General features: G+C 55.0%; 19 protein-coding genes, 1 pseudogene and 1 riboswitch. Of the genes and pseudogenes, 12 read left to right on the top strand and 8 right to left on the bottom strand.

Annotated elements, in window-relative coordinates:
• Positions 1–93: 93 nt before the first annotated feature.
• Positions 94–192: pseudogene (locus tag ACFQ88_RS28140) on the top strand (GNAT family N-acetyltransferase); the annotation flags it as partial.
• A gap of 119 nt (positions 193–311) precedes the next feature.
• Positions 312–1,052 (top strand): metallophosphoesterase family protein, encoded by a 741-nt coding sequence (locus ACFQ88_RS28135; protein ID WP_379459407.1) that lies wholly within the window; start codon positions 312–314, stop codon positions 1,050–1,052.
• Between the two features lie 165 nt (positions 1,053–1,217).
• Here ACFQ88_RS28135 and ACFQ88_RS28130 read toward each other — a convergent pair whose 3' ends face one another.
• The gene (locus tag ACFQ88_RS28130; RefSeq protein ID WP_239630830.1) at positions 1,218–1,730 is read right to left on the bottom strand and encodes a YwhD family protein; all 513 of its coding nucleotides are present in this window, start codon (positions 1,728–1,730) and stop codon (positions 1,218–1,220) included.
• Between the two features lie 317 nt (positions 1,731–2,047).
• Between ACFQ88_RS28130 and ACFQ88_RS28125 the strand changes: the two genes are divergently transcribed.
• The 4 genes from ACFQ88_RS28125 (at position 2,048) to ACFQ88_RS28110 (ending at position 8,530) form a co-directional block, all read left to right on the top strand.
• A complete protein-coding gene (locus ACFQ88_RS28125; RefSeq protein ID WP_379459404.1) occupies positions 2,048–4,222 on the top strand; it encodes a M1 family metallopeptidase in 2,175 nt (724 codons plus the stop codon).
• A gap of 15 nt (positions 4,223–4,237) precedes the next feature.
• Positions 4,238–5,050, top strand: coding sequence for a hypothetical protein (locus tag ACFQ88_RS28120; protein WP_379459402.1), 813 nt, complete (start codon positions 4,238–4,240; stop codon positions 5,048–5,050).
• Between the two features lie 402 nt (positions 5,051–5,452).
• Positions 5,453–5,590, top strand: a riboswitch (cyclic di-AMP (ydaO/yuaA leader).
• 5 nt (positions 5,591–5,595) lie between these two features.
• Positions 5,596–6,063: a C40 family peptidase gene (locus ACFQ88_RS28115; protein WP_379459400.1), complete on the top strand. Its 468-nt coding sequence runs from the start codon at positions 5,596–5,598 to the stop codon at positions 6,061–6,063.
• Positions 6,064–6,424: 361 nt separating this feature from the next.
• A complete protein-coding gene (locus tag ACFQ88_RS28110) occupies positions 6,425–8,530 on the top strand; it encodes a methyl-accepting chemotaxis protein (protein ID WP_379459398.1) in 2,106 nt (701 codons plus the stop codon).
• A 108-nt stretch (positions 8,531–8,638) separates the two neighbouring features.
• Here the strand turns inward: ACFQ88_RS28110 and ACFQ88_RS28105 are convergent, their stop codons facing one another.
• Positions 8,639–9,256, bottom strand: a complete 618-nt coding sequence (locus ACFQ88_RS28105) for a DUF975 family protein (RefSeq protein ID WP_239630825.1) — start codon at positions 9,254–9,256, stop codon at positions 8,639–8,641.
• A gap of 403 nt (positions 9,257–9,659) precedes the next feature.
• Between ACFQ88_RS28105 and ACFQ88_RS28100 the strand changes: the two genes are divergently transcribed.
• Positions 9,660–10,817, top strand: a complete 1,158-nt coding sequence (locus tag ACFQ88_RS28100; RefSeq protein ID WP_379459395.1) for a GNAT family N-acetyltransferase — start codon at positions 9,660–9,662, stop codon at positions 10,815–10,817.
• Positions 10,818–10,885: 68 nt separating this feature from the next.
• Here ACFQ88_RS28100 and ACFQ88_RS28095 read toward each other — a convergent pair whose 3' ends face one another.
• The 3 genes from ACFQ88_RS28095 to ACFQ88_RS28085 all read right to left on the bottom strand — a co-directional run bounded on the left by ACFQ88_RS28095 (position 10,886) and on the right by ACFQ88_RS28085 (position 12,792).
• Positions 10,886–11,704 (bottom strand): NmrA family NAD(P)-binding protein, encoded by an 819-nt coding sequence (locus ACFQ88_RS28095; protein ID WP_379459393.1) that lies wholly within the window; start codon positions 11,702–11,704, stop codon positions 10,886–10,888.
• 66 nt (positions 11,705–11,770) lie between these two features.
• Positions 11,771–12,214: a MarR family winged helix-turn-helix transcriptional regulator gene (locus tag ACFQ88_RS28090; RefSeq protein WP_379459391.1), complete on the bottom strand. Its 444-nt coding sequence runs from the start codon at positions 12,212–12,214 to the stop codon at positions 11,771–11,773.
• Between the two features lie 98 nt (positions 12,215–12,312).
• Complete coding sequence (locus ACFQ88_RS28085; protein ID WP_379459389.1) at positions 12,313–12,792, bottom strand: SRPBCC family protein; 480 nt, start codon at positions 12,790–12,792, stop codon at positions 12,313–12,315.
• Between the two features lie 162 nt (positions 12,793–12,954).
• On the opposite strand from ACFQ88_RS28085, the gene ACFQ88_RS28080 reads away from it, so the two are divergent.
• A complete protein-coding gene (locus tag ACFQ88_RS28080; RefSeq protein ID WP_379459387.1) occupies positions 12,955–13,719 on the top strand; it encodes an SDR family oxidoreductase in 765 nt (254 codons plus the stop codon).
• A gap of 245 nt (positions 13,720–13,964) precedes the next feature.
• Positions 13,965–15,002 carry a phosphotransferase enzyme family protein gene (locus tag ACFQ88_RS28075; RefSeq protein ID WP_379459385.1) on the top strand — a complete coding sequence of 346 codons (1,038 nt, stop codon included), beginning with the start codon at positions 13,965–13,967 and terminating at the stop codon, positions 15,000–15,002.
• 673 nt (positions 15,003–15,675) lie between these two features.
• Here ACFQ88_RS28075 and ACFQ88_RS28070 read toward each other — a convergent pair.
• A complete protein-coding gene (locus ACFQ88_RS28070; RefSeq protein ID WP_239630818.1) occupies positions 15,676–16,512 on the bottom strand; it encodes a sulfurtransferase in 837 nt (278 codons plus the stop codon).
• Between the two features lie 167 nt (positions 16,513–16,679).
• Between ACFQ88_RS28070 and ACFQ88_RS28065 the strand changes: the two genes are divergently transcribed.
• On the top strand, positions 16,680–17,183 hold the full coding sequence (locus ACFQ88_RS28065) for a GNAT family N-acetyltransferase (protein WP_379459383.1): 504 nt from the start codon (positions 16,680–16,682) through the stop codon (positions 17,181–17,183).
• Here ACFQ88_RS28065 and ACFQ88_RS28060 read toward each other — a convergent pair.
• Together ACFQ88_RS28060 and ACFQ88_RS28055 are read right to left on the bottom strand one after the other, a co-directional pair.
• The gene (locus ACFQ88_RS28060; RefSeq protein ID WP_239630816.1) at positions 17,180–17,485 is read right to left on the bottom strand and encodes a 4a-hydroxytetrahydrobiopterin dehydratase; all 306 of its coding nucleotides are present in this window, start codon (positions 17,483–17,485) and stop codon (positions 17,180–17,182) included. The two genes, ACFQ88_RS28065 and ACFQ88_RS28060, sit on opposite strands and share 4 nt — an antisense overlap.
• Before the next feature lie 21 nt (positions 17,486–17,506).
• A complete protein-coding gene (locus ACFQ88_RS28055) occupies positions 17,507–17,800 on the bottom strand; it encodes a hypothetical protein (RefSeq protein WP_239630815.1) in 294 nt (97 codons plus the stop codon).
• A 162-nt stretch (positions 17,801–17,962) separates the two neighbouring features.
• Here ACFQ88_RS28055 and ACFQ88_RS28050 point away from each other — a divergent pair, with 162 nt between their 5' ends.
• A complete protein-coding gene (locus tag ACFQ88_RS28050; protein ID WP_379459380.1) occupies positions 17,963–19,561 on the top strand; it encodes an SWIM zinc finger family protein in 1,599 nt (532 codons plus the stop codon).
• Positions 19,549–22,590 (top strand): DEAD/DEAH box helicase, encoded by a 3,042-nt coding sequence (locus ACFQ88_RS28045; RefSeq protein ID WP_483875135.1) that lies wholly within the window; start codon positions 19,549–19,551, stop codon positions 22,588–22,590. The genes ACFQ88_RS28050 and ACFQ88_RS28045 overlap by 13 nt, the downstream gene beginning before the upstream one ends.
• Positions 22,591–22,661 lie beyond the last annotated feature (71 nt).

Below are 22,661 nucleotides of genomic sequence, written 5' to 3'. Positions count from 1 at the left end.
GATGTGTTATAGATCGTACATGAATGGGCGGTCTCATGAATATGTCATAAGAATTTGTGCTTATTCATCCTCTGCTTTTGGACGATGCTGTGCTTCCGCTATGAAGGCTTAGCCCGAAACTATTTGCATATTCATGGCGTATGGGAAGATCATAATCTTTACGCGATAACTTGCGAAGATTACGGCTCGTAAGCTCATGCTGTCTCAATAACCGATTGCGCGGCAGACCGTTCCGGGTTTACACTATATAGAAGCACGTTCTTACTAAAGATGGCATCTACTGTCATTGATTTCATCAGGGAGGGCTGCATATGCAAAAAATAGCTGTCCTGTCAGACATTCACGGTAACATACCAGCTCTTCAGGCCGTTCTTGATGATATACAGCTGCGCGGCATCCAGACGATCTATTGCCTGGGAGATTTGGTAGGCAAAGGCCCGCAGCCCGCAGAGTCGGTAGACCGGATTCGTGAAGCCTGCGAGGTGGTCGTGATGGGCAACTGGGATCATCTGATGGCAAAGCCGAACCTGGACGAAGACCTGCTGTGGCATCAGCGAAAATTAGGGGACGACCGGCAGCAATGGCTTGCATCGCTGCCCTTTTCCTACGATTTCACGATGAGCGGCAAGCGCATCCGGCTGTTCCACGCCTCTCCCGTCAGCGTCTACACCCGGGTTCAGCCGTGGGACTCGATGGAGAGCCGGCTGGCCATGTTCGATAACACGCAGCTTACGGGAAGTCCGGCCGACGGCGCTATACCGGATATGGTCGGTTACGGCGACATTCACAACGCTTATATGCAAAATTTGAAGGGCCGGACACTGTTCAATGTCGGCAGTGTGGGCAATCCGCTCGATATGCCGCTCGCTTCGTATGCCGTCCTCGAAGGGACGCTGGGCAGCGAGCACGCCGCCCCCTTCTCGATTCAGCAAATCCGGGTTCCGTACGACATCGAATACGCGATTAGGCTGGCGGAGCAAGAAGCTATGCCGCAGCTGGAGCCGTACAGCCGCGAGCTGCGAACCGCGCGATATCGCGGGCTGAAGGACTAGGCCTTCTTCGAAATTGCTTCGTTCAGCGGCTCTTTGGGGCAACACAAAAAGGCAGACCAAGGGTCTGCCTTTTTGCTGTCCTAGTATATGTTGCATATACTGAGGACTAGTATACATCGTTCGCGCGGACTTATTCAATGGAAGTCACATAATGTACACATTTTATCAAGCCAGCGCTTCCTTCAACGCCTCGCTTGAATTCTCCCACATTTCCGGGTTCGTTTCCATAAGCAGCTTCTTCAGCGCAGCCTTCTCCTGCGGTCCGATATTGTCCAGCATGATGCGGCGCTTCAAGGCCGAATCCATCCGGTTGACGTGGTCGGCGAGAATTTTCCAACCGCGTCTCGCTTCCGGATCGACCGTCATTTCGCAGGAAGTAACCCCTGCATAATACGCCCCGGTCTCGTTGCGGTCCGCCGCCACCCATACGATCCAGCAAGTACGGCCGTTCGGCGCATCCTCTTTGTTCGTAGTAAATTTGATCCCTTTCTCCACCTTGCTCTTCGCATGAAGAGCCCCCATATCCAAGTAAGCCTCTTCGCCGTCGATAATGACGCTCGACAGCTGGCTCAAATCGATGGAGCCTGCGCCGAAGCCGCGGTGCTCCACTTTGCCGCTCACGATATTAAGAGATAATTTCTTCGACTTTTCCGCCGGTTGATCTTTATTTATATCCATCTAGGGCACCTTCCATTTACTATATGATAAGCCTCCAGCGAGGGCTGCGCTTGCAGGCGCTGCTCGTTCGAATCCGAGCCTCCCTTGCAAAAGAACGGTCCTCCCACGTGAAGCCGTTATGTAACGATGCTTCTGCTTCGCCATGAAGGACGCATTTCTTCTATTGTAACTAAAATCGCCCTCTCATTTCCACTAAATCCGAAAAATTATTAAGCCATGCTCCAGCGGCTGAAAATTTCTTTTGGACACGACAGAAATAATCCTCGTCCACCAAACATATACATGCTGTAGATGCTTGTCAACGGGGTGAAAAATAGATGAAAAGTGTATTCGGCAACCGACTCGCGCAATGGTGTCTCATAGTTGTACTAGCCAGCGGAGCCACAATTACAAGCCAATCCTTGCTGGCCGACCGCCCAACGTCCAACGCCTCCCTCTCCCTGTCCGACTTCCAATGGGATGCCGAACTGTTCGGCTCGCTCACGCCAAGCCCTGTGGCCTATCCTTCGACGGCCGTCAAAGGAGAGCCCTATTTTCAATCCTACCAATACGATTTAGCCCAGGCAGACGGTTCTTCGTTAGGATTACAGCTGCAGCCCAAAGCCACTCCTGTAGGCGCTAGGGTCAATGAACCGTCGTCACCGCCGGCGCCTCCAAGCTTGCCCGCCAAACCGGTCGAGAAGCCTGCGCCGCAGCCACTCAGCTCCCGCATCGTGGAATATCATCTGAACGTGGAGCTGGACGCGGAAGGAAAGCTGCTGTCGGGAACGTCCTCATTGACCTGGAAAAACCCCGGCAGCCAGCCGGTTCAAGACCTCTACTTCCATCTGTACCCGAATGCGTTCAGCTCCGAGAAAACTACCTTCATGAAAGAATCCGGCGGCAAGCTGCGCGAGGACAAAAGCAAGGAAAACAGCTTCGGCAGCATGGATCTCAGCAGCATGAAGACGCTGGAGGGCGAAGAGCTGATTTCCAAGCTAGAGTATGTACAGCCCGACGACGGCAATAAGGACGACCGCTCCCTAGCCAAGATCACTCTTCCCAAAGCCGTCAATCCCGGAGAAAAAATAACGCTGAATTACGCCTATACCGTCAAGCTGCCTGCCGTATTCGCCCGGATGGGCTATGCGGATGATTTTATTATGGCCGGCCAATGGTTTCCGAAAATCGCGGTTTACGAGCCTGCAGGACGCCGCGGAAATACGGCGGAGGGCTGGAACCTGCACCAGTACCACGGCAACTCGGAGTTTTACGCCGACTTCGGCATTTACGACGTGCGCATTAAAGTCCCTAACAACTACACCGTGGCGGCAACCGGCTTTCCGACCAAGCCGCCCGTAGATGACGGCAAGACGAAATCATACGCATTTTATGCCGACGATGTGCATGATTTCGCCTGGGCGGCTTCCCCGAACTTCATTTACTATGAGGAGCCTTACGCCACACCGCAAATTCCGGGTGTGCGGATCAAGCTGTATCTCGATCCGAAGCACGAGGGCTTGAAAAATCGCTATATGGCCGCCGCCAAAAAAGCGCTCGCCCGCTATTCGCAATGGTACGGCACCTACCCGTACTCCACCTTGTCCATCGTCATCCCTCCGGAAAACGGCAACGGCGCCGGAGGAATGGAGTATCCTACGCTGATTACCGGCTGGGGAGCAGCCGAAGATCAGCCGGACCTGGAGCTCGAGAGAGTCATCGTGCACGAAATCGGCCATCAATTCTGGTACGGCATGGTGGCGAGCAACGAGTTCGAGGAGGCGTGGCTTGACGAGGGCTTTACCTCCTATGCCGAAGATAAGCTGATGGAGCTCGAATACGGGGTCAAGCCGAACCTGATGGTCGAATCGAGCTACATCACCGCGCCGGAGGCGCTGAAGCAAAATTCCTGGAGCTACGGAAGCCACGGCCAATACGCGGAGAACGTGTATACACGCGCCAAGCTCGTGCTGAAGTCCATCGAATCGCAAATCGGCAGAGATACGATGGACCGCGTTATGAAGACGTACTTCCAGCGCTGGAAGTTCAAGCACCCTACGACATCGGACTTTCAAAAGGTTCTGGAGGATACGACCAAGGCTAGCTGGAAGGAGTTCTTCGATCAATATATTTACGGGGGGCTCATGGTCGACTATGCCGTGACAGGCATTCAGATCAAGGAAGTTACGCACGAGGGACAGCCGATGTACGAGAATACCGTCCGCATTCAAAAATTCGGCGGAACGTACCATACGGTTCCGATCCGGTTCCATTTTGCCGACGGCTCGCAGATCGATAAGACGTGGGACGGCATCGATACGGACGTGCAGTTCAAGCTGAATCATACGGCGCCTCTCGACTATGCGGCCATCGATCCGCAGCATTCCATCGTGCTGGAGAACAAACGGATTAACAGCTTCATGAAATCGAATGTAGACACCCGATTATCGATCCGCTGGAATTTGGGCGTCGTCAAATTTATGGAGACCTTGTTCGGCTGGGTCGCTTGGTGAGGTGAGAAAGTAACGATGTGGAAAACGATAAAAACCGGCTATACTATCGCCTGGAATCAGCCTTTCGTAGTATGCACGCTGTTCATCTACAATCTGCTGTGGGGGCTTGCTCTATACGAATTGATCCGCTCCATCGTCTCGCCTCTGCTGCACCGCTACCCGCAAGAGCTGTCCCGTGAAGCCGTCCACCTGTTCTGGATCGAAGCGCAGTTTCAAATTATGAAAACCGATCTCATTCATTCCTACGCCTGGTGGGGGCTCTGCCTCCTCCTCGCCAGAATGCTGCTGACTCCGCTGCTGAACGCGGGCGTCTATTACTCACTGGAGCATACGGAGATGAATGCAGGCTACCGCTTCGTTCAAGGAATGAGAGAGCTCGCTCTGCCTTTCTTCGGATTGTATGTCTTGCAAATGCTGCTAACACTGTCTCCGCTGTATTGGCTGATTCCGAAAGCAATCGAGCTGTACCGAACGAACGCTACTTTGGCCGACGTGGCTAAAGACGTGATGATGTACCTCGCGGGCTACCTGGTATATGTGTTCTTGCTGCAGACGGTGTTCATGTATTTGCAGTTCGGCAGAACCGGCGGCAAATCGCACCTCTCCTCCCTGCTGCTTCTGGTCCGCAATGTCATTCCGGTCATTCTGACTGCCATCTTCATCTTGTTGGTCACCTTGATCATTTCAGCGCTCGTCATGACCTCCGCCATGATCTGGACCGGCTTCCTCGCTCTGCTCGGCTACCAGATGTATCGGCTGGTTCATATGTTTTGCAAAATGTGGGCGATTACCGCCCAGTACGCGCTGTGGAGCGCCCATAGCGACTAAAGAGCTCGCCCAGCAGGACGAAAAAACCGTTCTTCCTTTCGTGAAGAACGGTTTTTTGCGCTGTTCTCTTACCTGCGCAGGCGAAGACCGCAATGTTCAGGCTGTTCCTGCAGCCTCCTCCCGCTAATTCCAGTGCCGAAAGCACTAAATGCATTCGACAGCGATCATGCCCGGGTTTTCATACGTCGAAAACTTATCGAAACTCGTATCATTTTGTCGAAATCGCTCTAAAAACCGGTTATTCCCGCAGCCTGACATCTACACGGAAATCGCTTACAAATACTGGATTTTACGTTATCTCCAAATAAGTTTCAAAAATATACGCATTATTTGTGAACATTTTGTGACAACGGCAGGAAAATTGCGGAATTGATCGAATCCTAGTATTCGTATCAAAAAAAACAATACATACTGCCGAATTTCCACGCAAGGAAAACGGGGGATCCACAACCCGGGTGAATTGATCTCGCAACAGAGTGATCATAGGGAACCTTCAACCGAACCCTTAAGCTAACCTCGTAGGCACCGGAAGGGGACTATTTCCTTTGAAGAAGTTTGTAGGTTTTGCTTTATCTGTGGCACTGTTTTGCAGTTTTCAAGTAGGAAGCGCTTTTGCGGAAACGCCGCTAAGTCAAGCCGTGAATGAAGAGCTCGGAGCGCCGTACAAATGGGCGGGAACGACGAAAAAAGGCTTCGATTGCTCCGGCTACACTTCCTTCGTCTTCGCAAAATTCGATATCGACTTGCCTCATACGTCCAAAGGACAAGCAGGACTCGGTACAACAGTTGCCTTAGATGATCTTCGTCCAGGCGATCTGGTGTTCTACAACACAGATGGCAAAGGAATTTCTCATGTAGGTATTTATGTCGGTGACGGTAAGTTCTATCACTCCGCCACTAACAAAGGCGTTACGGTAACAAAGCTTAGCGACTCCTATTACACCAAGCGCTTTGTCACCGCAAAACGCATCCTGTCGGATGAGCAGTACCAGACTCTGATGACGGACATCTAGTAGAACGATTCAGAGGAAGTTTCTTTCTTATAGCTCTATAGCGTCTGCATCCGTTAGCGCCCCTAGCGCCGGACCAGCCTGTAGAGCTCTTTCTTTTTCTATATGCTTCTATACGATGTTTTTACCCCGAAGGTTGCAGCTTGAACCTTTTTTGCAGCAAGGAGCGCCGGGTTGCATCCCCCTATTGATACGCCGCAATGACTTGCAGACGGAAGGTCCGCCTGCATTCGCCCTTCCCCCTCTTTTTTTCAAAGCAGAGCTATCCGATTCGAGTTGTGGCAATAGGTATAAAGAATCATTTCAAAAATGTCGATATCATGCATATGATCATCATTTGATATACAGAGGAGAATGATTAGCTATGGCCTGGTATCGCAATCTTGCATTATCCCGCAAACTAAGCTTGACGTTCGGGCTCGTCCTGCTGCTGACTTTTGCCGGCCTGATCTTTATGAATTTGAATCAGCTGCGCAGCGTCAGCCTCGGCAAGGGAGAGCTTGAGGCTGAGGTGGCCGGCAAGCATTTCAGCCAGTCGTTCCGCGATCAGCTGGTCGGTCTGGAGTCCACCCTCTCTACCACATCCGATGCCTTGCTGAATGCCCGTGAAACGAAAAAGCTGTCGCGGGACGATGTGATCCAAATGCTGCAAAACCTGCTGGAGCACGAGCCCGATATTATGGGCCTCTATACGTTATGGGAACCGAACGCTTTTGATAATAACGACAAGCAGCATATCAATAAAACTCCGCACGACGACGCCACGGGCCGCTTTATCCCTTATGCAGTCAGAAGCGAAGGCAAAATCATCGTCGAAGCTCTCCACCATTACGAGGTCGAAGGCGCAGGCAATTATTATTTACTGGCCAAACGCTCCAAGAAGCTGACTCTGCTCGAACCTTACTCCTATAATGTGAATGGCAAAGCTGTGCTTATGACTTCCTTAATCCTGCCAGTCGTAGACAAGCAGGGCACCTTCCTCGGGATTGTCGGGGCCGACCTGTCACTGGCCGACCTGCAGAAAAAAGCCGAGAAGGAAAAGCCGCTGGGCGGCTATGTATCCATCGTGTCCGCGAAAGGCGTGTACGCCGCACAAGGCAATTTGCCCGAGCTGGTGTCGGCCCCGTATACCGACCGGCCTGAAAAGCAGGCGATCTGGGACGGCGTCAAAGCCGGCGTCTTCAAGCATTACTCGGCGAACACCTCGGGACAATCCGTCATACGCATTTTTGAACCTCTGCAGCTGCCGGGGAGCTCGGATGTATGGTATACGGAAACGGTAGTGCCGGAAGCGACGGTACTGCAAAGCTATAACGAGAGCATGATCGGTTCCATTACTATTGCCGTTGCAGCCATGCTGATTATTGGGGGACTGTTGACCCTCGTCATTCACCGTGTCATCGTACGGCGCGTAAAAGCGATGTCCGAGCTGCTGCTAAAGCTGTCCGAGGGCGATTTCCGCTCGTCCATGGAAGTGAACAGCAACGACGAATTCGGCACGATGGCCAAGCATTTCAACACCATGATCGCCAAATTGCGAGCGATGCTGCAGCTCGTCTCCGACCTTGCGATGTCGGTCGGAGCCACTTCGCAGCAGCTGACCGCCGGCGCCGAGCAGACCAGCCGGGCGGCGGAGACGATTGCGGATTCGGTGCAGCAGGTAGCGATCGGCGCGGAATCGCAGGAGACGCATGCTCTCGATTCCTCCAGAGCGATGACGGAGATGGCGGTCGGCATTCAGCGCATCGCCGAATCGGCGCAGGTTGTGACGGAATCGGCTCATGACGCCGGGAAGCTGACCGAAGCCGGCAACGCCCAGATTCAGGATGCCGTGCGGCAGATGACTGTCGTGCGGGCTACCGTCAGTCAGTCGCAAGAAGCCATTCGGCGGCTCGGACAGCGCTCCGAGGAGATCGGCAGCATTATCGGCTTGATATCCGGCATCAGCACTCAAACAAACCTGCTCGCCTTGAATGCAGCGATCGAAGCCTCGCGGGTCGGCGAGCACGGCAAAGGCTTTGCCGTTGTCGCAGGCGAGGTCCGTAAGCTGGCGGAGCAATCGCGTGCGGCCGCCGAGCAAATCGCCGGGCTGATCGACGAGATTCGCTCCGATACGGCCCAAGCCGTCGCAGCGATGGATCAAGGCACGGCGGAGGTCGAAAAAGGCGTCATTACCGTAACGGAAAGCGGCGCCCGCTTCGCTTCCATTATGGAGGAAATGATGCAGGTTAACGACCAGATCCAGGAAGTGTCTGCAGCGGCCGAGCAAATGTCGGCCAGTTCCCAGCAGGTGACGGCTACGGTGGAGCAGCTCGCGCTGATCGCGAAGGAAGCCTCGCTCAACTCGCAAGGCGTCGCCGCCGCCTCCGAGGAACAGCTCGCCTCGATGCAGGAAATATCGTCGTCGGCATCGGCGCTCAGCTCGATGGTGCAGGAGCTGCTCGACCAGCTCGCCCACTTCAAGGTGTAAACGAACGAACGCCCCTTCGTCCATGGACAAGGGGCGTTTCTTTTTATCGCAATAGAATGGATAAGGTTCCAGGTCAGCGGGCGCCAAGGAAGCCGGCGGTTGCTTTTTTTACACCGGAATGCTGTTGAAATCGGTAGTAGCGTACATGTCCTTGCGGTGCTTCAAATCGTGGTAGAACGCAGCCATAGCGGCATACAAGTACGGGCCTACCCAAATCAAAGCAATTCCTGCCGTCACCACGCACAGCAGCATCCAGCCGATAAAGCTCAAGTACAGCATGAACAGCCTTGTCTTATGCCCCTCCATCATTTCCTTGCTTTGACGAATCGCTTCCATGGCCCCAATCTCCGGATTATCGTTCATGATGAAGAACGCTTGGGAATATTTGAGCGTAGCGATCACGCCTGGAACAATAAGCAGCAGCGTCCACAGCATAATGAAGATGGACATGACCAAATATAGCAAAAACGTGCTCACAAAGTACGGAAACCCGCTGAACACATCCGCCAGTGCCGGTTTCCCTCCGCGAATGAGGGTAATGAAATACAAGTAAATGCCGAATAGCAGCGGGCCGCCGATAATAAGCTGCAGAAAAGGTCCTACGTTGGGGATCAGATTCACCACTAACAATACTACGTTAAAAATAATACAAGCCACTATTGCTTGTACCCAATTTCCTCTCAAGCTTTCTCTTGCCATTCTGCGAATATCCGCATTGGTTAACATATAACGCCTCTCCCTTTGTTAAAAAAATGTAAAACGATGTCAAATTTCATCAAACTTCCATTAATTTATCAGAAGGAAAATGTTGTTCCTATGGGTCTCCTGTCATTTTTTTCTAGGAAAATAGTCGTATATATCTTACGATACTCCTAAATTTTAGGTGAATATCCGGATAGATTCGTTATATACAAACAAAACCTTTCGCCGGAGGCCGCCTGATTCCCATAATGGAGGTGGGAGAACATGGCTCACGCTAATACGCGGCAGTCCATTCCCAATATGAACACAAAGGAGTGATGATGTTTTGGTCTTACAGCATCAACAATTCGAAACGCTTATGAGAGGCTGCGTCCTCTAACCGGATTACCGTCTCTCATAAGAACTTATGGGAGGATATCCATACGACATGAATAATGAAAATAACATGAACCACGCATTGGAGCTGGAACCGAGCCAGTTCGGTAAAGCGGCCGGTCTGTTCGGCGGGCTCGAGCATCACATTTCTATACAGGGCGTCATAACGGGAGTACTGCCCGGCAGCATCTTCCTCTCGCCGGATGGCTCGTCCGCCGTCATGATGAATCCCCAAGGCTTGTTCGTTGGCGGCAGGGCGGACAATACCCCGTTTTTCGAACAAATGAACGGCCTGCTGCCGAAGGTGCTGCTGCCCCGGATTGCGGCCAGAGGACGAAGGGACTACGTTTTGTTTTATCCGTCCGATGAGGAATGGGCCGGTGCTCTGTCGGTCATGATGCGCGATTTGCTGCCTATGCGGAGCGGAAGGATGACGTTCTCGCATACTCTTGAGCATGTCGGTACGTCGCTGGAGGCTCCCCTGGTCCCGGTGGACGGAGATTTCCTGGCGCGCCGGGATATTGCCGGGCTCGACGAGGTTCTAAGTGAAATTGCCGGCGCCTGGCCGTCACTGGACGCTTTCATTGAGCAAGGCTTCGGGTGCGCCGCGCTGCAGCCTGCAGATGAGGGATGGACGATCATAAGCTGGTGCCTCACCGATTGGGTCGTAGGAACCGAATGCGAATTCGGCATTTTTACGGAGGAACGCTTCCGCAGAAGCGGCTGGGCGGTCAAGACAGCGTCGGGAGCGCTGACGCTTGCGAAGCTGCGGGGGATGACGCGGGCCGGCTGGCAGTGCTGGTCCAGCAATATCGGGTCTAGGAAAACAGCCTTGTCGGCCGGATTCCGGCTGGCTGCGGACTTCCCTGTCCTGTTCGGATGGTGCCATCCGCTCAACAATCTGCTTGTGAACGGCCACCATTATATGCTGGGCGATGCGAGCTACGGCGTGCATAAAGATTACGCCCGCGCAGCCTGGAGCTATGCGCAGGCGCTCGATCAGGGCTGGGACTGGAGCGGGGACGCGGCGTTGTACTGGAATGCCGCCTGCATGTTTTACAAGACCGGCGATGTCAAGCAGGCCCGTCACTACTATAAACAAGCGGTGGATAAAGGATGGCGCCATCACGGCCAGCCTCATTACCACCCCTTCGTGTATAGAGAGACGGACAGCGAAAGTATCGCCCGTATGTTAGGCGGCGCAGAATGAGCGCGCGCCTGTGCTGCATGAGCAGCACGGCCCGTCTTGGCGGCGATTGCTGCTTAAACAGGCCGCCGTCAGCCGTTCAGAAGGCTGCGCACCTCTTCCTGCAGGGAGCGTAGAGGCCGTCCCGCCAGCCGTTCCAGATCCGGCGACACCTTGCCCATCTCCGATAAGGGCAGCAGCCCGTAGATCGGATTGTGCGCTGCCGGATCGGTGCGGTGCACGACCCGCCTTCCGGTCGCTTCCGCAATCGCGCGGGCCAGGTCGGACAGACTCCACGTGCGCGAGGCCGTCAGCTCGTAGGTCCGGCCCGTGTGTGTGGGGCCTTCCTCCGTCAGGACGGCAGCAGCGGCGAGAGCGAGGTCTTCCCGGGCCGTCGTGTTGAAGGACCAATCTCCGGGCGGGCTGAGCAATACGCCAGAGGCTGCCGCTTCTCGGACGCCCAGGAAGCGGAGAATATCCATGTAATACCCGTTCCGCAAAAAAGTGAACGGAATTCCGGATTCCCGTATCTCCTTCTCCGTATCCAAATGAAGCCGGTGCAGCGGCAGCTGTCCTTGCTCCAGAAACGCGATGCTGGTATAAATAATGTGCCGGATTCCCGCTTCTTTGGCGGCATCTAGGGCCGAAAGATGGTGCCGGAGACGGACGGAATCGTCCGGATGAGGGGACGAGATCAGCAGCAGCTTGCTCGCTCCCCGAAACGAGCCGACAAGCGATGCTTTATCCTCATAGTCGCCGTACCGTACATCCACGCCCTGCCCTTTCAGAGCTTCAGCCGCCTCCGGCTTCCGCACACTGACAATGATGTTCTCCGGCCGCTTCCTGTACAGCAGCTGCCGGAGAATGATTTTTCCCAGACTGCCTGTAGCGCCTGTCATCACAATACTCATTCCCATTTCCCCTTTTTTCATTTAGTTAAACATTTAACTAAATACTCAAAAAAAAGCGGCTTGCCGCTACCCTTGCAATTTTTCCAGTAGCGTTATCAGCTGCCGCATCTCCGATTCGTTCAATTTATCCAATTGTTCGGCAATGACCGCCCGGTTCCCCGGCATGAACTCCCACAGCAAGCCCTCTCCTTCCGGCGTCAGCACGATCATTCTTTTGCGCCCGTCTTCCGGATGACTGGTGCATCGAATGTAGCCGTGCTGCTCCAGAGGAACGAGCAGAACGCTAATATTGGCCTTCGTCACGCCGATCCGGCCGGCCAGCATGGAAGGCAATATCGAACCGCCCGCCTTCGCGATTTCTACCAGCATGCGGATTCTCGCTCCGTTCAACCCTTTGGAGCTCCAATATTTCTCCGAGATACCGATAAGCCGGGCCGTCGTATCTACCAAGGCAAAGAACGTCTGTACTCCAAGCGGCTGTTCGGTCACGTATTTATGAATGTCGGTCATTGTCTTCGTCCCTTTTAGTTAAATACTTAACTATATATACTGTAGCGCAAGAGAGGTTCGGTGTCAACGAATCTTTCGAGAGAAGGACCGCGCCGACTTTATCCTCTCGCCCGCTCCCCTGCCTCAACATATTGCTTATACCATATATTCCACCGGTCTTTACGCGACTCTATCGTCCTGCCGTCCAGCAGCGCCTCGATCACGTCCAGGCACACATGCCAGCCGGCCAAATCTCTCGGCGTATGATCCGTCCATTCCGATATCGTTTCGATCAGAACGAGACGAGTGCCGTCCTGCTCGGGAGACAGCTCGAAACGCACTTTGTCCTTATCCCATGTGTATTCCAATACAGCGTGCGGGACCATATCCAGAATGGTCATGGTTTCGTACGTACCGTTTTGCATGTCGAATAGGATGACTCCGCCTTCACGGAGGCTGTCCACCCGAAGCTCAGGGAACCACGATGCCAGCTTATCATTCTCCGTCAAATAAGCCCAGACACTGTCTACCGGGTGCTTCAGATGCCTCTCGAACCGGGCGGTGCCGCCGCTGCCTTGCCGTAGTATTTCCGCTATCAAAGCAATTCCTCCTCATTGTGAGCGTACGAGTTTTCCATGCTTATGCCATTCGGCTTAGCCCCATTTTATCATAGCCGGTGGAGGAATAAAAATGAGAGCGCAACATCACAAAACCTGCCCTGTGTTATAACAAATAAGAATCCAAAACAGGGAGATGAAACCATGAAGAAGCTAATGAGTAAATCTGCATTGGTTACAGGAGCAAGTCGCGGAATCGGTCGCAGCATCGCGCTGCGGTTGGCTAAGGACGGCGCCGTTGTTGCAGTCCATTACGGCAGTAACGCTGCTGCCGCAGAAGACACGGTTCGGGAAATCCGAGCCGGAGGAGGGACGGCCTTTGCGGTCGGCGCCGACTTATCATCGATTGAAGGCATTCACACACTGTTCGAAGCCTTGGATGCATCGCTGCTGGAGCATACCGGAAGCAACCGTCTCGATATCATTGTCAACAATGCCGGGATAGGGCAAACCTTGCCTATAGAGGAGACGACGGAGCAGTCGTTGGACGAGGTCATGAATCTTCATCTCAAAGCGCCGCTCTTTATTATCCAGCAGGCTTTACCGCGCTTGAACGACGAAGGAAGAATCATCAACATCTCATCGGCCGTTACTCGCATCGCCTTCCCCGGCCTGCTGGCTTATAGCGTCTCCAAGGGAGCGGTAAATACGCTGACCCATGTCTTGGCGCAGCACCTGGGAAATCGAAGAATCACGGTTAATGCGATATTACCGGGAATCATCGATACGGAGATGAATGCCGGGATGCTGCAAAACCCGGACGGGCAAAGCTTCGCAGCCGGGCTTTCCACTCTGGGCCGCTGGGGTCAGCCTGAAGATGTCGCGGACATCGCCGCCTTTCTCGCCTCCCCGGACAGCCGCTGGATTACGGGCCAGCTGCTCGATGCAAGCGGGGGATCGCGCTTGTAGGTTGAATGCCAGGGCTGCAGCACGGTTTATCCCATTCTAGGGATGCCCTGCTGCAGTCCTCTTTTTCCTCAGCACACCGCTGCTGCCGACTACCTCTTACTCCCCTCGACTGCGTTCCTTCCCTTTACCAACCAGCCGGTTCCCTTGCAATGATCGGACTGAGCAGGCCGGAATAAGCTCCCTTGCGGGGCACGTTTGCCGCTATAACCGAATTCCGTTATCCTACTCCTAAGGAGGGATGAACGATGAAAGTGAAGTTTCCTGTAGAGGACTGTCTGCTTATGGAACGCCTTAACGCCTTTTACGGAATAACCGCCGAGAGCATCTCGTTTATCCCTATGGGGGATTCCGCCTATTCGTACCGCATTCATTGCGAGGACGGGTGCTATTATTATTTGAAGCTGTTCGATCATGGCAATGAACGGCAGCAGCAAGGGATCGCAAGATTGGACCGCTGCCTTCCGCTTACATGGGAGCTGTACGATGCCGGGCTATTTCCAGCCGTTGCTTACCCGGTAAAAAATGTGCAGGGCCGATTCCAAACGGCCTTTGACGGCTTCACCGTCGTCATTTTCAACTACATTGAGGGCGAGACACTTGCGGAAACGTACCCTTTTTCCGATGTCATTCTCGAGCAAGTTGCTTCGGCTATGGCGGCAATCCATCGTCTAACCCCTCTCATCGGCACCCGGATGCTGCTGACGGAGGCTTACGACATCTCCTTTGAGAGCCGGCTCACCTCGTATATAGGCGAGCTTGAAGCTGCAGCATCTTTTGACAGCCGTATTAAGCAAACGTTGAAGCAGGAGATTTTGTCCCGAAACGACGAGATTGTGCGTTACTTGAACCTTTTAAGAAAGCTTCGCAGAGATGTCCTATCGAATCCTAAAGAAAACGTGCTGTGCCACGGTGATCTTTGGGGAGGCAACCTGATCCGCAGCAGCGGGGGCGAGCTGTATATCATCGACTGGGAATCCGCCATGCTGGCGCCGCCGGAGTACGATTTGTTCAATTATATCGGCGAGGGCTTCGATGTGTTCCTGTCCGCTTACGGACGGTTCCGGGAAACTTCCGCCCCCTTATGCCCCGACCTGCTGCGATTTTTTTCGTATCGTCATCATCTCCGGAATTTGACCCACTGGATCGCTACTATTTTGCATCACAATACAGAAGAAGCCCAGAACGAGAATGACCTGGACATGATTCTGAATCATTGCATGAACCGTTGGGGTCGTATCGAATCGGATGTGGAAAGTGTTATCAATATGCAGGGAAGAAGATAGCCAAAGCATTTCAAAAGGGAAACCGCTTCAAAGCCGATTACAGCTAAATTGGAACAAGGCTTGAATTAGCATAGTCGGACCTTTTCTTATGCTTGGGGAGTAGAGAGGGCAAACGTTGATCTGGATACAAACCGGAATCGGCCGCTCCTCTTCTCCTGGCTTGCCGTAGACTTCAGCGGAAGACGGTTAATTTCGACTAGCTGCTGCGGTTGAATAATAGTCGGGAGACGAGCAGCCTACCAAGTTCAGACCGACGTAGAAGATCATCAATGCTTTTCCGCTTACGCGCTCCTGTACTCCACAGTTTGCCCGACCAATCAGCTCCTTTTTGTGCCGGCTCTTAAGACTTTGGCTTCATGGATCGGACACTAGTTCCGTTATTTCATGCTTTTCGGCCGGGTTTTGGACCCTTACGGACACACGTTCCGTTATTCGGACTAAAATGCCGGAAATTGTTCGCATTTCTCGTTAATAAGGGATCCTCTGTCCGCGAATGCAGCAAAACAGGGGTTTTGTTCACAGATAACGGATCCTGTGTCCGTTCTTCATAAGACTAGACGCTTCTCATCGGCTACCGGTTCACGAACGAACCAATAAAAAAGGGCCGTTACAGCCTGCCCACCGGCAACTGTCTCAGCCCTCAAACCCGCGTCACAAAAGACTTTGTGCCCTATTATTCTTTCCCCGTAGCCACCGGATTGTCCGGGTACGACACCCAGTCGCTCCAGCTGCCGGAATACAGCTTCACGTTGTTGAAGCCCGCCGCCTGCAGCGCCAGCACGTTCGGGCAAGCCGTAACGCCCGAGCCGCAATAGACGACGATTTCGTCCGCATCGCGCAATTCGGCGAACCGCTGCTGCAGGCTGGCCGCATCCTTCCAGCCGCCCTGTTCATCCAGGCTATCCTTCCAGAAGTAATTCTTCGCGCTCGGAATATGTCCGGCTACAGGATCGATCGCCTCTTCCAGCCCGAGATACCGGCGCTCCTCGCGGGAATCGATCAGCACCGTCCCCTTGCGTCCGATCCGCGCCTTCACATCCTCCATGCCGACCAGCATGTCTGATTGGGGCTTGGCCGTAAATACAGCCTCATGAACGGCAGCCGGTTCATCCGTAACCGGATAGCCCGCCGCCTTCCACTTGGAGTAGCCGCCGTCCAGAACATAAACCTTCGGATGCCCGAGATAGCGCAGCATCCACCACAAGCGCGAAGCCATGGCTCCCCCTTGATCGTCGTAAGCGACGACAGTCGATTCGCTGCTGATTCCCGCCTCTCCCAGCCTGCGGGCGAACGACTGCCAATCCGGCATTGGATGGCGTCCCCCGTGCGCGCCTTTCGGAGCCGACATGTCCTGCTCCAGATCGAAATAAATAGCGCCCGGAATATGATCCGCCGCATACTCGCCTTGACCCGATTTCGGGCTTCCAAGCGCAAAGCGGCAATCTACAATGACGATATTCTCGTCGGTGCCGTGCTCGAACAACCATTCCTGATTTACAATATGCTGCATCTGCATTCACTTCCCTTGCTGGAATTAATGGCCTTTTCTTATAGTATACAACGGAACGCAGCGCGAGCAAACCGCAGGAATCGATAGCGACAGCCGGTTCGGGTCGACAAACGCCCGGTCTCTGGGTACAATAGGCATGGAAATCAATTGGAAAGAGGTGCTTCTCGATGGAGAATTCATGGGGATTGCGCATCGTCCCTTTAACGGAAGAGCACTGCAAGGAAATTTGCTCGTGGACCTATCCCGTCCCTTATCATATATACAATTGGCCGTCGTGGGAAAAGATGGTGGCGGATCAAGAGGAATTCGCCGACGAAACGCTGCGGGAGCAGCAGTATCGCGCCGTAGTGGACGCCGATGGCGAGATGGTGGGCTTCGCCCAATATTTCCCTATGACCGGGGTGACGCGTCTAGGCTTGGGCATGCGGCCCGACCTGTGCGGCCAAGGTCTGGGAGTGGAGTTCGTTCGAACGATTGCCGCCGAGGCCAAACAAAAAGCACCTTCCAACGAAATCGATTTGGAGGTGCTGGTCTGGAATATTCGTGCTTTCCGCGTGTATCAAAAGGCCGGCTTTGTCCATACCGACACGTATGAGCGTATGACGCCTACAGGCATGGAGACGTTCCACTGCATGGTGTGGAAACGGCTCATGGATAAGGGCCGCAGCTAACGGTCGGTGCGCCGCCGTTCGAAAGCTTCGTCGAACCGTGCAGCCGCTTCGAAATCAAGCGCTGTCAAGCCTCCTGCCCGCCAGGAGGTAAGACGAACTTTGATCAGCTTGTAGTCGATGGCGATCATCGGATGGTGATTCAGCTCCAGCTCGGCGATTCCGGCAATGTCCCGAACAAACTCGATCCCGTCCAAATAGGCGGCAAACCGGTACGATTTCACAATCCATTTGCCGTCTTCCCTGCTCCAGCCCTCCGCATCCTCCAGCTTGCGCGACAGCTCTTCCTCCGTCAGCTTCGTCAACCGGGGTCCCTCCTTAAATCCTTACACCAAATAAACGACGCTGATCAGCGTACCTTCGTGGTGAATGACGATCACGTGCTTTTCCCTGTCGTGTGTGACGGTACAGCCGCCGACGCGCATTTTGGGCTCGCTGCCAAGTCCGTAGAACAGATCGTCAGCCAATGTCTTGATGCATTCCTGACGCTCCTCTGCCTCCAGCTCGTTCCAATCGTCCGGGGTCATATCCAAAAATGTGTAGCATTCGTCGATACTGTGTAAAGCTTGGGTGAAATCGTCAATAATGTCATTATATTCACGGCCGAATTTAATCCCCATGACACCGTCAGTCCTTCCGGATGGAAATGGATGAAATTGCTTATTAAGCATTTTAACCCGAAAAAAGCTTCTCATGCAACCGCTTCGAAATAAAGCATTTGCTTGCAAAATCTGTTACACTGTAAGGATACACACAATAAGTTCGGAGGCGGAACGTTTCCTATGCTGAAGCTGCAAATCCCCAAAAACCGAATGAATTATTTGATCGAACGGATGCAGCATGATTTCGAGCTGGCGGAGCTTACGCAGGGCTGGGAGTATTACCACAAAGGCCGCGTTGCAGGGATCGAGCTGGTTCACGGAGTGGAAATTCATGCGCTCGTCAACGGCACTCGTTCATATGAGGTCATTCTGGATATGGACCGTTTCGAAAAAAGCGAATGCAGCTGTCCGTACGAAGGCTGCTGCAAGCATATGGCTGCCGTCATCTTCACATTATATGCATCGTTCGCACGCCCGGAACTGCTGTTGGCACAGCTGAAGCAGGCCATTATGGTAAAAAACCGCCAGCAGCTGACCCGTACGGGAACCGCCAAGCCGGAGAAAAAGCAGGAGCGGCTGGAAGCACCGAAGGCCGAGCAGATGCCTTCCGTCTGGCACCGTTTTTTCGATCAGCAGTTTTACGGATATTCCTTATCCCAGCAGCACTCGATCGAGCTGTTCTACAGCACTGCGCAGGAGTCTCTCCTGCCTCTCGCCGATTCGTGGAACGAAGACCTTCGCCCGCTCTTCCAGCTGCACGTGCTGCTGTTCGTCATGCGCAAGATCGAACAGTTTTACTCGGATACGAAGACATCGTATATGTCCTATTATATAGAAACGGGCTGTAAAGCGGTCGCCAAGCAGTGCATGGAGCAATTCAGCGCTTTGGTGCCAAAGCTGCATATGAAGGAGCTGGCCCGGCGCCATACCGCCGCATTGGACGACACGCTCGCGATGCTTGGAGAGGCCGCGCTGAGCGGCAAAGACTCCCCTCTCGATTGGCTGCTGGCCTATCGCAGCATATGGTGGAGGCTGGCGGAGTTTCCCGAGCGTATTGCGAAAGAGAAGAAGCGTCTACAGCTGCTGTCCTCCAAGACGGGGCTTCTCCCGCGACGAAGAGACGCGCTGCTCGTAGCGCAAGCGCATTTCGATGTGATCGAGGGCGAGGACGACCGCGCACGCTCGCTTTTGGAGGAGCTCTCGAAGCGGGAAGCCCGGGATACGTTCTTGTATTTGAACCGGTGCTACGAAGACCAGCAGTGGGACCGAATGCTCACCTGGCTGCGCTGGATGCTGCCGGCCATGCAACGGGCGCAGCAGGATGAGCTGCGCACCTTCTGCACGTACTGGATGGAGGCGGTCAGCCGGCAGCCGGACGACGGCGAATGGGTCGAGGTGATGATCGCGCTGCTGCCTCGGACGTACTATTTCTACACCGCCTATTTGCTGAAGGCGAACCGGTTTAAAGCGTGGGTCGATCTGCAGCTGGCCAACCGCGTTTCCCCGGTCAATCTGTATGCGATGGACTTGAAAACCGTCGAAAGCCACGATCCTTCCCTGCTGCTGCCGCTGTACCACCAAGCGGTGGAGAGGTGCATCGAGGAGAAAAACCGCAACGCTTACAAGACGGCGATCAAGCTGCTTAAGAAGCTGCACGCCTATTACAAGAAGCTGAACCGGTTGAACACATGGGAGGAATACGTCTACCGCCTGGCTACGCGGTATTCCCGCCTGCGGGCGCTGCAAGAAGAGCTTCGGAAAGGGAAGTGGATTCCATGATCGACACAACTGCGATTACCGTTCATGCCAAATGGACCGCCCCGGGCCGCTTCTTTCTGTGGGGCACCCGCTACAACGGCGGCATCAGCGATGCCTACGACCTGAAGAGCCTGTTGTTCGCCTGGCACGAACCGTCGTTTTACGGCACGTTCATCGAGGTCGCAGAGTCGATGAACGTGGAGGGGCTGCAGCTGTCCGCGCTCGAAGCGCTGGACTACTTCTGCAGCCCGAGCGCCGTCCAGCACCTGAAGCTGGACTGGAGCGGCGAGCTCCGCGAGCTGATCCGGCTCGCGCCGCACGTCAAGGAGGCGCTCGTGCAGGGCCGCTGCATGCCCGACTTCGCGAAGTGGAAGGCGGGCGAGCTCGGCTGGAAGCTGCAGCTGCCCGAGCACGCGGCAGCCGACGGGCTGTCACCGCTCGCGCAGCAGTGGATGGATAAGCTCATCCCCGAGTGGAGCGAGGAAGACAGCATGCTGGCGCAAAGCATCCGCCAGCTGGAGGCGGCGTATCCGCTGCTCCAGCGGGGGAAGCTGCCGGCCGACCTGTGGATGGACGAGGAAGACTGGCTCGTCTCCATCGGCTGGCAGACCGACGGCACGCCGTTTAGGACGTGCCTGCAGCTGAGCGAGCCGCCGCAAGGCCGCGGCGACATCTGGCCGCTGCGCGTCGTGCTGCAGGACCGCGCCGACAAGACGCTCATGCGCGAAGTCGATCCGCATGCGCTGGCCGCGTTCGCGGTCGGCTCGGGCGCCGAGACGGTCGACGCAGCACAGCAGGCAGCTGCGGACGCAGCCGGTCCGGCGGCTCATGCCGGCGCCGACGCCACGGCGAGCGCGGCCGATGCCGCCGAGCCCCTGCCAGCACCAGCACCGCAAGCATCGCCGGCGCTGGCAGAACTGCCCGATGCGTGGCAGGCTGAGCTGCCCCGCGCGGCGCGCGATCTTGCCAAATGGCAGCGTATCCTGCCATGGCTCGAGCAGAGCTCGGAGCCCGGCGTGCTTCGCTCCGAGCTCTCGCAGGACGAGGCTTGGCAGCTGCTGACCGACGGCAGCCTGCGCCTCATGGAGGCGGGCTATTCGGTCTTCCTGCCCGCCTGGTGGGAGCGGATCCGGCGCTGGCGTCCCCGCCTGAAGGCGAAGATCAAATCGTCGGTCGGCTCCGGACCGCAATCGATGTTCGGGCTCGAACAGCTGATGCAGTTCGACTGGAAAATCGCGCTCGGCGATATCGAGCTGACGGAAGAAGAGTTCCGCGCCCTGCTGGAGGAGAACCGCAAGCTCGTGCAAGTTCGCGGCCAGTGGATCCAGCTCGATCCCGACCAGCTGCTTCAGCTCCAGCAGGTCATGAAGCAGGTGCAGAAGAAGCAGGGACTCTCGCTGCGCGACGTGCTTGAGCTTCATCTCCTCGGCTCATCGGAAGGCGAGGAGGAGCTTGGCTTCCAGCGCTCCCTGCAGATGGAGGTGGAGCTGAACGGCCAGCTTCAAGAGATGGTCGATCTGCTCAACCATGCCAAGCGCCCGCCGCTCGTCGAGCCCCCTGCATCGTTTCGCGGCACGCTGCGTCCTTATCAGGTCGAAGGCATATCGTGGCTCTTGTTTTTGCGCCGATTCGGCTTGGGCGGCTGTCTCGCCGACGACATGGGTCTCGGCAAGACGATCCAGATGATTACGTACCTGCTGCATTTGCGTGAGCAGCAGGCGACCGCCGCTAAGGAGACGGGAGCTCCCGCCGCCCCTTCTCTCCTGATTTGCCCTACTTCGGTGCTGGGCAACTGGCAGAAGGAGCTGCAGCGGTTTGCGCCCGAATTGAACGTTCATCTTCATTACGGCCCGGGCCGGGCCAAAGGCGAAGCCTTCAAGGAGACATGCGAAGGCTACGATCTCGTATTGACTACGTACACCTTGTCTCATCTGGACGAAGCGGAGCTTGCCCAGCTCGAATGGAGCTGCATTTGTCTCGATGAGGCTCAAAATATAAAGAATGCTTACACCAAGCAAGCCACGTCCATCCGCGGCCTGAAAGGAAAGCATAAGATCGCCATGACCGGCACGCCGATAGAAAACCGGCTTACCGAGCTGTGGTCGATCTTCGACTTCCTCAATCCCGGATACCTGGGGACGCTGCGCGAGTTCTCTCACCGCTTCGTGAGCGCGATCGAGCGGACGAACGATGCAGAGCTCGTGTCCAAGGTACAGCGGCTCATCCGCCCGTTCCTGCTGCGCAGAGTGAAGAAGGACCCTGCCATCCAGCTCGATCTGCCGGATAAGTACGAGTACAAAACCTTCGTCTCCTTGACGGCCGAGCAAGGGACGCTGTACGAAAATTACATTAAAGACATGTTCGACAGGCTGGACCGCCTAAGCGCCATGGAGCGGAGAGGCCTCATCTTGTCCGCCCTGACCAAGCTGAAGCAAATATGCAACCATCCGGCGCTCATGCTGAAGGAGCCCGCAGGCGTCCCTTGGCAGCAGCGCTCCAACAAGGTGGAGCGGCTGCTGGAGATGGTGCAGGAGCTTCGCCAGGAAGGCGACAAGTGCCTGATCTTCACGCAATTTGTGGAAACCGGCCATTTGCTGCAGCGCATTTTGGAGCAGGAGCTGAGCACTGCGGTCATGTTCCTGCACGGCGGAACGCCGAAAGCGGCTCGCGACCGCATGATTACGGAGTTTCAGGACGATTCGCTCCCTCCTGAGCGGCAGCCCGGCATTTTCCTGCTGTCGCTGAAAGCGGGCGGCACGGGGCTTAACCTGACCGCCGCCAACCATGTGTTCCACTTCGACCGCTGGTGGAATCCGGCTGTTGAGAACCAGGCTACCGACCGGGCGTTCCGCATCGGCCAAACCCGGCACGTTCAAGTGCACAAATTCGTTACGCTCGGAACGCTCGAGGAACGAATCGACGATATGATCGAGAAAAAGCAAGGCTTGAGCCAACAAATTGTAGGCAGCGGCGAACAGTGGATTACCGAAATGTCGACCGACGATTTGAAGGAGCTCTTCACGCTGCGCAAAGAGTGGGTGGAGCTGTAACATAGGTGCGGGCCGCGGGAGGTCCGCTATCCTTTTTTTTGCTGCAAGCGCCTGCCCGGGGCCGGCGAGGT

Source organism: Paenibacillus sp. NPDC056579 (assembly GCF_042793215.1).
Lineage (GTDB): Bacteria > Bacillota > Bacilli > Paenibacillales > NBRC-103111 > Paenibacillus_S.
Note: the sequence above shows the minus strand (reverse complement) of the source record. Positions and strands in the feature narration are given on the sequence as shown.

Bases quoted from the DNA above. Each gene is read 5' to 3' on its own strand.
- ACFQ88_RS28135 (WP_379459407.1), top strand. From the start codon at position 312: ATGCAAAAAATAGCTGTCCTGTCAGACATTCACGGTAACATACCAGCT.
- ACFQ88_RS28130 (WP_239630830.1), bottom strand. From the start codon at position 1,730: ATGGATATAAATAAAGATCAACCGGCGGAAAAGTCGAAGAAATTATCT.
- ACFQ88_RS28125 (WP_379459404.1), top strand. From the start codon at position 2,048: ATGAAAAGTGTATTCGGCAACCGACTCGCGCAATGGTGTCTCATAGTT.
- ACFQ88_RS28120 (WP_379459402.1), top strand. From the start codon at position 4,238: ATGTGGAAAACGATAAAAACCGGCTATACTATCGCCTGGAATCAGCCT.
- ACFQ88_RS28110 (WP_379459398.1), top strand. From the start codon at position 6,425: ATGGCCTGGTATCGCAATCTTGCATTATCCCGCAAACTAAGCTTGACG.
- ACFQ88_RS28105 (WP_239630825.1), bottom strand. From the start codon at position 9,256: ATGTTAACCAATGCGGATATTCGCAGAATGGCAAGAGAAAGCTTGAGA.
- ACFQ88_RS28100 (WP_379459395.1), top strand. From the start codon at position 9,660: ATGAATAATGAAAATAACATGAACCACGCATTGGAGCTGGAACCGAGC.
- ACFQ88_RS28095 (WP_379459393.1), bottom strand. From the start codon at position 11,704: ATGAGTATTGTGATGACAGGCGCTACAGGCAGTCTGGGAAAAATCATT.
- ACFQ88_RS28090 (WP_379459391.1), bottom strand. From the start codon at position 12,214: ATGACCGACATTCATAAATACGTGACCGAACAGCCGCTTGGAGTACAG.
- ACFQ88_RS28080 (WP_379459387.1), top strand. From the start codon at position 12,955: ATGAAGAAGCTAATGAGTAAATCTGCATTGGTTACAGGAGCAAGTCGC.
- ACFQ88_RS28075 (WP_379459385.1), top strand. From the start codon at position 13,965: ATGAAAGTGAAGTTTCCTGTAGAGGACTGTCTGCTTATGGAACGCCTT.
- ACFQ88_RS28070 (WP_239630818.1), bottom strand. From the start codon at position 16,512: ATGCAGCATATTGTAAATCAGGAATGGTTGTTCGAGCACGGCACCGAC.
- ACFQ88_RS28065 (WP_379459383.1), top strand. From the start codon at position 16,680: ATGGAGAATTCATGGGGATTGCGCATCGTCCCTTTAACGGAAGAGCAC.
- ACFQ88_RS28055 (WP_239630815.1), bottom strand. From the start codon at position 17,800: ATGGGGATTAAATTCGGCCGTGAATATAATGACATTATTGACGATTTC.
- ACFQ88_RS28050 (WP_379459380.1), top strand. From the start codon at position 17,963: ATGCTGAAGCTGCAAATCCCCAAAAACCGAATGAATTATTTGATCGAA.